At 40.2% G+C, this 12,801-nt stretch carries 13 protein-coding genes; 5 read left to right on the top strand and 8 right to left on the bottom strand.

The genetic code is table 11. The annotated features are described in order from the left end of the window. Positions 1 to 64 precede the first annotated feature (64 nt). Positions 65 to 1,315, top strand: a complete 1,251-nt coding sequence (locus MKY06_RS04125; RefSeq protein ID WP_013055510.1) for an ATP-binding protein — start codon at positions 65 to 67, stop codon at positions 1,313 to 1,315. Between the two features lie 4 nt (positions 1,316 to 1,319). Continuing rightward, entirely contained in the window at positions 1,320 to 2,258 is a 939-nt protein-coding gene (locus MKY06_RS04120) for a response regulator (protein ID WP_013055509.1), read from the top strand. A gap of 39 nt (positions 2,259 to 2,297) precedes the next feature. Here MKY06_RS04120 and MKY06_RS04115 read toward each other — a convergent pair whose 3' ends face one another. The 8 genes from MKY06_RS04115 to MKY06_RS04080 form a co-directional block, all read right to left on the bottom strand. Then, positions 2,298 to 2,906, bottom strand: coding sequence for a malonate decarboxylase holo-ACP synthase (locus MKY06_RS04115; RefSeq protein WP_098287299.1), 609 nt, complete (start codon positions 2,904 to 2,906; stop codon positions 2,298 to 2,300). Beyond that, positions 2,894 to 4,594, bottom strand: coding sequence for a biotin-independent malonate decarboxylase subunit beta (gene mdcD / locus MKY06_RS04110; protein WP_289911473.1), 1,701 nt, complete (start codon positions 4,592 to 4,594; stop codon positions 2,894 to 2,896). Before mdcD ends, MKY06_RS04115 begins: the two co-directional genes overlap by 13 nt. Beyond that, the gene (locus tag MKY06_RS04105) at positions 4,581 to 4,883 is read right to left on the bottom strand and encodes a malonate decarboxylase subunit delta (RefSeq protein WP_013055506.1); all 303 of its coding nucleotides are present in this window, start codon (positions 4,881 to 4,883) and stop codon (positions 4,581 to 4,583) included. Before MKY06_RS04105 ends, mdcD begins: the two co-directional genes overlap by 14 nt. 23 nt (positions 4,884 to 4,906) lie before the next feature. After that, positions 4,907 to 5,773 (bottom strand): triphosphoribosyl-dephospho-CoA synthase, encoded by an 867-nt coding sequence (locus MKY06_RS04100; RefSeq protein WP_029324813.1) that lies wholly within the window; start codon positions 5,771 to 5,773, stop codon positions 4,907 to 4,909. Positions 5,774 to 5,778: 5 nt separating this feature from the next. Then, positions 5,779 to 7,431: a malonate decarboxylase subunit alpha gene (gene mdcA, locus MKY06_RS04095; RefSeq protein WP_064471322.1), complete on the bottom strand. Its 1,653-nt coding sequence runs from the start codon at positions 7,429 to 7,431 to the stop codon at positions 5,779 to 5,781. A gap of 37 nt (positions 7,432 to 7,468) precedes the next feature. Continuing rightward, on the bottom strand, positions 7,469 to 8,395 hold the full coding sequence (gene mdcH, locus MKY06_RS04090) for a malonate decarboxylase subunit epsilon (RefSeq protein ID WP_098321942.1): 927 nt from the start codon (positions 8,393 to 8,395) through the stop codon (positions 7,469 to 7,471). 433 nt (positions 8,396 to 8,828) lie between these two features. Next, positions 8,829 to 9,785 (bottom strand): LLM class oxidoreductase, encoded by a 957-nt coding sequence (locus MKY06_RS04085; RefSeq protein ID WP_289911463.1) that lies wholly within the window; start codon positions 9,783 to 9,785, stop codon positions 8,829 to 8,831. Positions 9,786 to 9,842: 57 nt separating this feature from the next. Then, positions 9,843 to 11,042, bottom strand: a complete 1,200-nt coding sequence (locus tag MKY06_RS04080; protein ID WP_014461498.1) for an MFS transporter — start codon at positions 11,040 to 11,042, stop codon at positions 9,843 to 9,845. A 329-nt stretch (positions 11,043 to 11,371) separates the two neighbouring features. Between MKY06_RS04080 and MKY06_RS04075 the strand changes: the two genes are divergently transcribed. The 3 genes from MKY06_RS04075 (at position 11,372) to MKY06_RS04065 (ending at position 12,201) form a co-directional block, all read left to right on the top strand. Beyond that, on the top strand, positions 11,372 to 11,740 hold the full coding sequence (locus MKY06_RS04075) for a winged helix-turn-helix transcriptional regulator (RefSeq protein WP_013055500.1): 369 nt from the start codon (positions 11,372 to 11,374) through the stop codon (positions 11,738 to 11,740). A gap of 84 nt (positions 11,741 to 11,824) precedes the next feature. After that, complete coding sequence (locus MKY06_RS04070; protein WP_013055499.1) at positions 11,825 to 12,004, top strand: hypothetical protein; 180 nt, start codon at positions 11,825 to 11,827, stop codon at positions 12,002 to 12,004. After that, positions 12,004 to 12,201 carry a YwbE family protein gene (locus MKY06_RS04065; RefSeq protein WP_013055498.1) on the top strand — a complete coding sequence of 66 codons (198 nt, stop codon included), beginning with the start codon at positions 12,004 to 12,006 and terminating at the stop codon, positions 12,199 to 12,201. The genes MKY06_RS04070 and MKY06_RS04065 overlap by 1 nt, the downstream gene beginning before the upstream one ends. Positions 12,202 to 12,801 lie beyond the last annotated feature (600 nt).

Here is a 12,801-nt window from a genome sequence, read left to right as displayed (position 1 = left end):
CAGGAGGTGAAATTATCTGAATTTTAAATCTTTCATTCGAAAAGATCCGTACATTTTATTGCTCATGCTCATTACTGTCCCCCTGGCGGGAGAGTTAAAATTTTATCCGTTAAATGAAACATTTCGAATTACATTTGGAGCTCCTACATTTTTCTTTTTCCTGTTGCTTTTAAAACGGAAAACCGTTTTAGCCGGGGGCTTGTTAACCGCTTTAAGCGTCGTTCTCTTTCGCATCATGCTCGATTATATCATGCTCGATCATTTTCAATTTGCGGCTTCTGCACATACGCATTACCCTACGTTTTTCTTCTACTTTACGTATGCACTTTTATTTTTTGTTTTTAAGGTAAGCCGCATGAACTATAGTGCTATTGTAATTGGATTGATTGGACTCATCATTGAAATTGCTGCTGATATAGTGGAACTAACTGCGCAGTATATAGTTTTGCACACAACAATCCATGTCGATTCATTATCTGACATGGCGGTTATTGCTTTTGCTCACAGCTTCATTGTACTTAGCTTTTTTAATATGATGACGATTTATGAATCACAGTCACGAGAACGTCAAATTCGCAAACAAAATGAGCACATGCTAATGCTCATTACAAGCCTTTATGAAGAAACGGTTCATTTAAAAAAGACCCTTCATAATACAGAAGCGATTACAAAAGCTTCGTACGATTTATACCGCGTATTAAATCAGCAGGAAAAAGATCATTCTGTGCTAAACCAAACGCTCAGTAAAAAAGCGCTTCGGATTGCCGGAGATATTCACGAAGTAAAAAAAGATAACCAGCGTATTTTTGCGGGCTTATCTAAAACAATTTCAAATGAAAGTTTCCAAAATTATATGAAAGCAGAGGAATTAATCGAGCTGATCGTACGCATCAACAAAAAATATGCCGATTCTCTTCACAAACAAATTACCTTTTTTTCTTCTGTAAACGGGGAACATTTCAGCTACCACGTTTACACCATTTTATCGATAATTAATAACTTGGTAGCCAACGCAGTGGAAGCGATTAAAGATGAAGGAAGGATTGTTTTATCGGTACATAGACAAGCTGAACATGTAGAATTTCATGTACAAGACAACGGTCCTGGAGTACCTTTAAAGTACGAAAAAGCTATCTTTGAGCCTGGTTTCACCTCAAAGTACGATCAATTTGGAAACCCCTCTACTGGCATTGGTCTTTCTTATGTAAAAGATATTGTTCAAGAACTTGAAGGTACGATTAAAGCTACACAAGAAGACAGCGGAATGACGTTTATCATTCAAATCCCCCTTCGTAATCTAATTCAGAAAGGATGAGTTTATGCGATTTTGTATTACAGATGACGATTCAGCTATTCGTTCAACGCTCAGTCAGCTGATTGAAGATGAGGATTTAGGAGAAGTTGTAGAAGAAGTCGTCGACGGAAGCTTTTTAGATGCCTCTACGTTAAATTTAAAACAAATTGATATTTTATTTATCGATTTACTTATGCCAGGACGGGACGGAATCGAAACGATCCGTCATTTAAAAGATTCATTTAAAGGAAAAATGATTATGATTTCACAGGTAGAGTCCAAAGAATTGATAGGAGAGGCCTACTCATTAGGAATTGAATACTATATTACAAAACCAATTAACCGAATTGAAATTTTAACGGTTATTCGAAAAGTAATGGAACGAATCTCCCTTGAGAAATCAATCGATGATATTAAAACCTCCTTGAATAGTTTAGCGACAGCTCATCACCCCCTCCCTTCAAGTCAGCCGGTAACGAAACAAGCCCATCTATACGATGTAGGTAAATTCTTATTAGCCGAGTTAGGTATTGTAGGAGAAAATGGTGCAAAAGATTTACTGGATATTTTACAGTTTCTGTACACTTATGACCAAAGAGAAAGTGTGGAAAAACATTTCCCTTCTCTAAAAAATATTTTTGTGAATGTGGCTGAGAAAAAATTAGGAGCTCACGCGTCTTCCATTGAAATTAATCGCGAAACCAAAGCCTGTGAACAGCGAATAAGACGAGCAGTTACTCACTCACTAAATCACTTTGCTTCTATTGGATTAACAGACTTTTCAAATCCAAAATTTGAAAATTATGCTTCTAAGTTTTTTGACTTTACAGCTGTTCGTAAAAAAATGAAAGAATTACAGGGAGATTCTAAAATTTTGCCGATTCGCATTAACACCAAAAAATTTATTCAAATATTCTTTTTTGAAGCAAAGCGCTTGTTAAGCAAGGAAAAAAGCTGGTATTGACAGAAAAGACGGAAAAGGTGCAAATACCTCTTCCGTCTTTTATACTAATTGATTCAGTTTTACTAAGGAAGGTCCATATACAGTACGCAGAAGCAGCGTCTTTTCTCCCCTTGCATATTCCACCAGAGAAAATGCTCCTTTTTCTGTTTCTACCTGTACATCTACAGAAACTGGACACTCTTTTAACTGATTAACTATCAGTTGCGCTTGTTCCACCGACAAATAAGAAGAAAGGCTAATAAGTATATCCAAATCACTAGTTGTTGTAATAACTTCGGCACCACTTGCAAATTCGAATCCCACACTGCCGGTTGGTCCCCACGCAAAATCTTTTAAAATAATAGCGACTTCTTTTAAAGCACCTATGGCTGGCATGTTTCTAAAGTGCCCGTTTTGAAAAATAGAAACGAGATCTTCCGGCCTAATTCTTTGTTTAACGGCCTGCTCAGATACAAATGCTCCAAAACGCTGATTTCTTCTTTCTCCTCTTACTCCAACAGGTATCAGGCTATCTCGGTGAACAGCCCGCCTTACAACTACAAACGGAGCCTTCGCTAAAGAATGCTCCACCCACTCGGGGATAGGTGTATAACTGATAAGCTTTGCTTCCTCTTTTAACTGAAGCAAATCATGAGCTATATATTCCATTGTCTTTCCAACTCACCTCTTACTACTAAAGAAGCTTTACGCCCTTCCTTCCTTGCTTGCTCACTGTATAGCCGGCTGCTTAAATCGTACAAACCTTCACGGCGTACATTTTCTACCGCTCCAGTCAAAATATCTTGAATCGTTTGAACGTCGCGATCTGTGGGCTGCTCTGCTTGAATACCGCTAACCAGCTCATATAAAGCGCCAAGTGAGGCAAATGATTCAATATCATAAGCCATGGACGGGACTTTCTTTGAAGCTTCTTCAAGTTCTTTTATACTTCTTTTAGTAATGCGCGCTGCTGACTGTTTGGACATGGCGTGAACATTCACTCCTTCGTCTTTTAAAGCCACAATTCGATTTGATTGGTATCCATGAGCCAGAAATGCTCCTGAAATTGCTTTTCCGACAATTAACGTAATAATCGGATGACCTGCTAAGCGCGCTGCTGCATAAGCATCAGCCGCAGCACCGCAAGCATAGTGAATACCTAGAAGTTCTTCATGATAGCCATACGCTTGACTCGGTACGTCCACAATGGCGATTATAGGGCGCGGAGATTGATTTCGATCTTCTTTTATTACTTCACGAACGTGCTTGGCAATTGCCCAGCCTTCATCTAGTCCTACTTCCCCTTTCCGTGCACGTAAGAAACGATTATAAGGATTAGGTACAACGGAGATATATCGGACCTTTTCTCTTCCTAGCAATGCGTCTTTATAAAGAACGGAAGGAATTTCAAAATCTGCTTCTTCATCATTTATTAAGGCGTTGATCCACACGCGACCGCGGCTGTTGGGCATGTTACCTGGAACTTCATTTAGCGAGTAAGAGACTGTTGAAGGGATAGGTTCATTTTTTGTTGCTTTATACAATTCTTGAAACTGATCAGAAGCCAGTTTTTCTGAAGGATCAACCTTACTAAGCAAATGTCTGTAAAAATCTACTTGTTCTGTTTTACTAGTTACTTTTTCTTTCTTCTGAAACGTTTCTTGAACCGCTCGTTGAATAGCAGTGACATCATCCTGTGCTAAGGCATCTGCAAACCCGGTTTCATAGCGTTGAATACCGCCAATCGTTTTCCAGATTAAGCTTCGGTCTCTTGCATCAAACTCTTCAACCCCTGCTTCTTGTTCGATCACTTCAGGGCCGTTAAGGCCAAACCTTGCTTCTTTTGTCATAATGAGATAACTAAAGAGTGAAGCAGTGATGGACATTCCTCCAAAGCAGCCTACATTTCCTGAAATAACTCCGACAACAGGTGTATGCTCACGCAAAGCAACCACAGCTGAGCCAATTTCAGATATCGACAAAAGTCCATAATTCGCTTCTTGGAGCCTTACCCCTCCTGTATCGAATAGAAAAACAGGTCTAACAGGAATACCTTTTTTGTGATTATTAAGGGCTAGTTCTAAAGCTCCTGCAATTTTAGCTCCCGATACTTCACCAATGCCTCCCCCTTGAAACCCTCCTTCTATTGAAATGACAACGGCTGGCTCTCCTGCTATCAGCCCACCTGCTATAATGACACCATCATCGCTTTGAGGAACAATATTTTGCTTAGGTAAATGAGGCGATTCGATTCCGTCAAAGGGCCCAAGCAGCTCAAAGAATGTTCCTTGATCTAAGATTGCCTGCGCTCGTTCTCTTCCATTTAACTCAATAAAGCTTTGATTATTCACTCCCATTTTCACTCACCTCCAAAGCTTGTGCAAGACGCAAGGCGACTACACCAGGCGTAGCACCAAAATCATTAATTACAATTTTCGCTTGAATGGTATGAACACTAAAGAACCGGTCTAATACGGCTTTCCAGGTTTCGCTAAACCCTTCACTTCCTGTTCGTACTGATACGTGAGCATGTTCTTCATCAGAAGGAACCATTAAAATTTCTAAATCCCCTGAACCAACAACACCTACATGTGCGCGCTGAGTTAACTTTCGATCGGCTTTATATTTAAACACTAACGTTTCCATTAGCCACTCCTCCCTGCAGACGTTTACGATTCTTTAAAAAGAGATATTCGATCTAAAAATAATACAGCAGCCAGCAAATCTGCACTTCCGCCTGGAGAAGCGTTAGATGATAGAAGTATATGATCTAACGCTTCTAGCCGCTGTTTTCCCATTGATGTAGATACCCCTCCAGCTTCTAACACATTGGATGCCGCCATTTTAACCTCCTCTAACACAACCGGACCAGCACGATGCAAAATACACGTATCATCAAGGTTGGCGATTAGTGTTACTAAAGTATCAATCCTTGCTGATGTTTCATGTATGCCTAGCTTGCGAGCTTTATGTAAAGCAGGCAAGCCTATATGAATTACGTGAGGAAATCCTTGCTTCGCCTCTCCAGTTGCTCCTTTTGCGCCATACTGCTTTTTCACACGAAGTCCATTAGATGAATGCAGAGGACAAAAACGATCTGCATAACGAGCAATTTGTCCTGCAGCTTCTGTGATGGATGCAGGTGATGCTTGAATGCCGCAAACCGCTGTTGCAGACGCAAGTAGGCCTAATGCCCAAATGGCTCCTTTGTGTGTATTAACACCATCCGTAGCCGCGTACATAATTTGTTCGCCCTCGCGTCCAATTCGAGCAATTTCTTCCCTTAGCATCTGACTTGGCTGCTTTCCTTGACTATATAATGCAATCTGTAAAAAGGTCGGTTGTAAAGCATAAGCAGAAGTTAACAGCGTCTCAATATTCATATCTTGATGAGATCCAGTTGTTGCTGCATCCACAAGCCCAGGCTTAGGTGTAAGCACCGCTTCATCAACCAGAGCGGTAACTGCCATTTTAGCTATTAGACATGAGTAAAACACAGCTGGTCTTGGCTCTTCTTGAATACTTTGAATACGCATATTCCTTACCAGTTCCTAAATTTAGCAGGCGGATTATACAAGCCATCCGACCATTCTACTAAATCTTCGACACTTCTTGCTGCCAATAATGAACGCTTTGCTTCTGTACGGCGAATCTGTAAATCTTCGGGAAAAGCCACCAGGCCATCTCTGCGCATCTTTTCCACTTTATTTTGGTTATGTCGCAGGCCTATAGGTGTTACCCCTGCTACTGCTTCAAGCGCTGCTTTTCTTTCGTCCAAGCTTTGTGCTTTATATAAATAAGCAATTCCTTCTTCCGTCACAACATGCGTCACATCATCCCCGTAAATCATGACAGGAGCAGTAGCTAAGCCTGCTTGTTTTGCTACCTTTATCGCATCCAAAGACTCCACAAAAACAGGCTCATTTCCTGATTGAAAGGTTTCAACCATTTGAACAACTAGCTTTCTGCCTCTTGCTAGTTCGTGCTGCTCGTTTATCATATCCAGCCAAGCAGGCGTAGAATGTCGGCGGCCTCTAGGGTCATGCCCCATATTAGGCGCTCCGCCAAACCCTGACAAACGTCCAGATGTGACGGTAGAAGAATTTCCTTCTCCATCTATTTGCAAAGTTGATCCTACAAAAGCATCTACCGCATATTGACCAGCCACTTGACACATCGCACGGTTTGAGCGCAGGCTGCCGTCGCGTCCTGTAAAAAACACATCTGGACGCGCTGCTGTGTATTGTTCCATTCCTACTTCTCCGCCAAAGCAGTGCACGCTCTCAATCCATCCGCTTTCAATAGCCGGAATTAACGTGGGGTGAGGATTCAGAGCCCAGTGCTTGCATATTTTACCTTTCAGTCCTAACTTTTCTCCATAAGTAGGCAGCAAAAGCTCAATTGCAGCGGTATTAAAGCCAATGCCATGATTTAATGATTGTACGCTGTGGCGCTCATAGATACCTCGAATCGTCATCATAGCCATTAAAATTTGGAGTTCTGTAATATGACGAGGATCTCGCGTAAATAAAGCTTCCAATTGATAAGGCTGATCCGCCACGACGATACAATCAATCCAAGAAGCCGGAATATCAACTCGCGGAAGTTCTTCAACAAGTTCATTTACCTGCACAATAACAATTCCATCCTTAAACGCGGTTGCTTCGATAATGGTTGGTGTTTCTTCCGTATTTGCTCCTGTATATAAATTACCTTGTGCATCCGCTTTGTCAGCAGCCACTAAGGCAATGTTCGGAATTAAATCAATGAAAAGGCGTCCGTAAAGCTCTAGATATGTATGAATTTCTCCCATTTTCAACGTCTCATCTTCAATCATTTGAGACACGCGAAGGCTTTGAGCACCGGCGTACGAAAAATCAATTTTTTCAGCAATTCCTTTTTCAAATATGTCGAGATGTTCCGGACGTGAAATACTAGACATAATCATATGAAGGCCGTTTATTTTATCAGCGCTTACTTCATTCAGCGCCTTTGATAAAAAAGATGCTTGCTTTTGATTGTCTCCTTCAAGCACTACTTTATCTCCGGGTGATATAAGCAATTCTAACGCTTCAATAATGTGTGCATTACCCAATAACTTTCCTTTAAGAAGATGGTCTATTTTCGCAAGGCGAACTGCTTTTTGATCTCGGCGAGTTGTCCATGATTTTGAAGTTTTTTTTATGCCACTCATGTTCTATCTCCTTTCTGACACTTCTAAATTAATACGCTTACATTTTTTCTTTTTCCATTAAAATCAGCAAAGTTTTCATCGTAGATTCGGCTGCCGAAATAGCCCTTGCTTCAGGGAAACTCTTAGCAGCCAAATCCGTTAGCACTCTTCCTGGAGCCATTTCAATATATAATCTTGTGCCCATTTCATACATAACTTCCGTCGTATCATGCCAACGGACGGGCAGGGCAACACTCGCTGCCAAATCTTCCTTAATATCAGCAGCTTTCCATAATTTCCGAGCTTTACAATTACCTATAAAAGGAACGGCCGGGTCCTTTCCTTTCACTTCCGTTATGGTTTTTCGTAATTCACTCGAAACTCCTTCCATAAGAGGACAGTGAGAAGGCACCGTTACATGAAGCATTTTAGTTTTTCTAGCCCCTTTTTTAGATGCTTTTTCAAGAACTTTCTCAATTGCTTTTAAGGTGCCAGAAATCGTTATTTGATCAGGAGAATTTAGATTCGCTACGTACACAGGAGCTGCATCAGTTGATAGTTCATGTACAATAGAGAGAATCTGATGTTCACGCAGTCCCATCACAACCCCCATACCATAACCATCAGGATAAGCATTTTCCATCAGTTCCCCTCTTTTTTTCACAAGAAGAAGAGCTTCTTTAAAAGATAACACTTCAGATGCAACTGCTGCTCCAAACGCCCCTATAGAATGCCCTCCTACCACGTCTGGCGAGCATCCTTTGTTTTTAAACGACCTAACCGTAGCCACTCCTGCAATAAAAAGACATATCTGAACATTTTTATTACATTTTAATTTTTCTGACGAATCTAATGATAATACGTCTTGATTTAAAACCTCACTTGCTTCTTCAAACGTAGGGGCTAATCCCCATTTATTTTTTATATCATGAAGCATACCAGCGTATTGTGCGCCTTGTCCTGGAAATAGAAATGCAACACTCATCGTGTTTCTCCTTTCGACTTTATATCATCCAAGGAGATAATGGATAATTTTATTATAAAGAACATAGGATCAATAACTCTAATACATATTTCTTATATATCCTATAACTTGAAATCTATATAAAAAGAGATTGAGACATAACAAAATCAATGGAATCTAAAGACGAACTAATTGGATAAAGGAGCTCATATGGGTTGCTTGTTCCATCACGGTTGACTTCCGTGCAAGACTTCGCTTTCCGCGGGCGGCCCGTGAGCCCCCCAGGAGTCTTCGTCTTGTCTTCCAATCAACCGCTAGAAGCAACTACATACATAAATGCTACGTTCATCCTACCAATAAAAAAATCCGAACGAGTTAGATTCTCCATTAAGAATCTCGATTCATCGTTCGGATTTCCCTTTAACTAAACTACTTTTGTCCCAGCCTCTTTTTGCTACATATGAGACGGAAAATGCGGAAGCACTTCTTCACCAAGCTCATGTATGACTTCCTCAGCCGGACGCTTACTATCAAAAAGAGCAAAAAACAGGTGATTAACTCCTATTTCTTTATAAATAGAAAGAAGCTCAACTAATGCATTGCGCCCTGCTCGAAATCCTAAACGAATCGGCGTTGGCATTTCATTTGGATCTTCTGCCAAATCTAGATGCATAGGTTGTGTAAAAGGTTTAAAAACGCCTGGATGATAGATGTCAACCAGTTTCCTCCATTGTGTAATAGCTTCTGCTTGAAAATGGGGGTGACGAGGATAATACATCCAGCCGTCTCCATACTGTGCAAACCACTCCATATTTTGCTGACTGTATCCCGTGATCATCGTTGGAATACGTTTCGTTGGCTTAGGAACGACATTTGCTCCTTGAATGGATCCCAAAGCAGACTGGATAGATGGAAATTCTTTATTTAACGCTTCTTCTAAATAATGAAAAGCTTCTGCAAATCGCTTTCCTCTTTCTTCATGAGGAATACCTAACCCTCCAAAATCTGCTTGACGGTCTCCAGAAGATACGCCCATAATCAAACGCTCAGGAAAAAGCTGATCAATGGTTGCCATTTCTTTAGCTACGCGAAGCGGATGGCGCAAAGGCAACACAATAGCAGCTGTACTAAGAGCAATTTCTTTTGTTTGACTGGCCAGATAAGTCAAATAAATAAGCATATCATAAATTTGACCCGTGGCTGGATCGCCAAATGATGGATCTTGAAGAAGGACATCGCGGAACCATAAGCTTGTAAATCCATATTGTTCTGCAAGCTGCGTGAGCTCTACTTGTTTTTCCATCGTAGGCGTGGCATATTGATAATTTTCAAGTGGCATATGCAAACCTAACGTTAACTCATTCTTCTTGTATATACGACGATATGCCTTATGATGTTGAAATGTAGTCATTTGCTTCCTCTCCTTTTATAGCTAAGAGATCATCGCAAAAGGCGATGATCTCTTGTTTTATTTTGCTTTTGCTTCTATTGAGCGGCTCCATGCTGTTAATAAGACCGCTCCTAAAACCATAACTCCCCCAATCCAAGGAGTATGAACAAGACCAATCGAATCAACAATCAGGCCGCCTACAAAAGAACCAATAGCAATTCCAACGTTAAATGCAGCAATATTAAGCGCAGAGGCTACGTTCACTGCTGAAGGAACATACTTTTCAGCTAAGTTCACAACCAGTACTTGCAGTCCAGGTACGTTCATAAATGCCAATAAGCCCATGGCAAAAATCGTAATTGTTCCCGCTACTTTAAACGATGCAGTAAACGATAAAATAACTAAGATAACTGCTTGAATTAAAAACATCCAAAATAATGCTTTTAACGGGTTTTTATTCGCAGCTTTTCCTCCGATCGTATTTCCGATGGCTACTGCTACACCGTATACCAGTAGCAAGATACTAACCGCACTTGGTGCGTATCCTGTTAGTTTTTCAAGAATAGGTGCTAAATACGTATAAGCTACAAACGTTCCGCCATACCCTAAGGCGGTAATAGCAAACGATAGTAAAAGCGGCCCGTTTTTCAAAATTTTCAATTGATCACTAAACTTTGCTGGCGGCGCTTCCTTTAAGTTTTTAGGCACTAAAAGAGCACTTGCAATAATGGCAATAACCCCAAGTAACGCTACTCCCCAAAATGTTGCTCTCCAGCCGAAAGCTTGTCCGATAAATGTACCAAGCGGAACACCTGTAACAGTTGCAACTGTCAAACCTGTAAACATTAAAGCAATGGCACTTGCTCGCTTATCTTCCGGCACCAAATCAGCAGCGATAGTCGCACCGATGGAAAAGAAAATTCCGTGTGAAAATGCAGTAATAATTCGTGCTATAAGCAGCAGCCCAAAGCTTGTTGATAAAGCTGCTACTGAGTTTCCTACGATAAAAATAACCATCAATAGCATCAACAGTGATTTTCTGCTCATTTTACTTGTTAAAGCTGTTAATACGGGAGCTCCAAATGCAACTCCCATTGCGTATCCTGAAATTAATAACCCTGCTAGTGTAATGGAAATATTTAAATCATCTGCAAGCGATGATAATAAACCTACTGGAACAAACTCTGTAGTCCCGATTCCAAAGGCGCTAATAGCTAGCGCTAATAGCGGCAAAGCACCGCTTTTTTTACTTTGTTGTGTTTGTGAAAGTGTGTTCACTTCTTAACGCCTCCTGTTCGTTATGATAACTTCTTCATAATAGCTTCTCTTACGGCTGATTAGCTTAGGTACCTTTCATATATTCGCTAACTCGCCATCAACAATTGTTATTATGAGCGATGTAAAACCAAAGAAAAAGTACGCACTTTCAAGTGATATAGGCACCTGGAGGTTACAATAAGCGTAAATACTAAAGTCATGAACTATTGGGTATTCTAAAAAAATGCTTACACCTAGAAAATTTTGCTCTATAGTGATATGATAAACATCAGAAAAAATGCGAAAACATGCATTTGACCGTTATCTCTAGAACAAGGAGAGTTGTTAACGTGAAAAAATATAATATTCCAGTGGAAGCGGCACTAGAAGTCATTGGAGGCAAGTGGAAAGTCGTTATTCTTTGCCACTTAATTAAAGGGACAAAGCGCCCTGGAGAATTAAAAAGAATTATGCCGCGCGTTACGCAAAAAGTATTAACGCAGCAGCTTCGCGAACTTGAAGCAGACGGCATCATTGTTAGAAAAATGTACAATGAAATGCCGCCTCGAGTAGAATACTCTTTAACAGATTACGGATGGTCTTTAAAAAGCATTCTTGATTCATTATGCTCTTGGGGAGAACATCATATTGAAAAAACGTATCCTGATAAAGAAGCTGTACTTATGCAGCCTGTAGAAGAAGTCACTGTTTCTAATTAAAAAAAGCTGACTATCTAGTCAGCTTTTTCATTCCCTTACTTTCTTTGTTTTTTCAGATGATGTATATATTCAGGAGGAACCCATATGACAGAACAACTTAAAAAGAAAATTAGTCTTCAAGATGCTATCAAACAGCAGCTTGCTAATAAGAAAAATCAATCTTCAAGTAAAGCTCAAAATAGCAGCACCAATCAAGCAACCAAAAAGCTGACGAGTCAACAAACAAAAAAAACGAATAATCAGCGAAAGAGAACAGGTGTATAATGAACGGACAAAATAGAAAAGACGTAGCTCCTGGAATTGAAGTCGACATTGTTTTAAAAGCAGATCAGCGTTCTGGAAAACTTACACACGGAACGGTCAAAGACATTCTGACCAATTCAAGCTTTCACCCACACGGCATCAAAGTCCGTTTAACAGATGGACAAGTCGGACGCATAAAAGAAATTTATCCAAATTAAAAAAGCATGTATTCTACATGCTTTTTTAATTTACACTTCAAATAAATCTACTTATCATTTCCTACTTTTGTTAAAATAAAGAAGCACTGTCGTCCCCTTTCTTTCCCTTGGGAATTCACGCAAGGAAGAAAAAGGTGGTGGATAGTCTGAGACGAATCCTCAAGTCATTTTTCCTAGATGCTGAGAATGTTCAGCTCCTAACGGCTTACGTAGAGCTTTTAGGAGCCATAGTCGCTCTTATTTTGCTATTTTTCCAGTAGTAAAATAAGTAATCACCGATAAGTATCGTCTAAAAGGTTCTTCATCCATAAGGCTCGTGTGCTGATTGTCTTTAGGGAATGGTGTTTGGCGGCACTTCCCTATAGTAAAAAGACAGCTTCCTTGCAGAAATGGACAAGGTGTAATCAACTACGGCCAATTATGGGTGCGGGACCTTTTTCTTTATTAGTCTATGTCTTTTTTTCACTTCCCATACACAAAAATAAAAAAACCTCCGAGTTGGCGGTCTCGAAGGTTTTTTCTAGTGAATCGTTTTCGACAAATCCTCATCCGGGCTAACAAGGTTCAGATCTAATAAGATTATGTGATGAATTTCTTCAC

Source organism: Priestia sp. FSL P4-0332 (assembly GCF_038005845.1).
Classification (GTDB): Bacteria; Bacillota; Bacilli; order Bacillales; family Bacillaceae_H; genus Priestia.
This window is presented reverse-complemented; position numbering and strand designations above follow the sequence as displayed.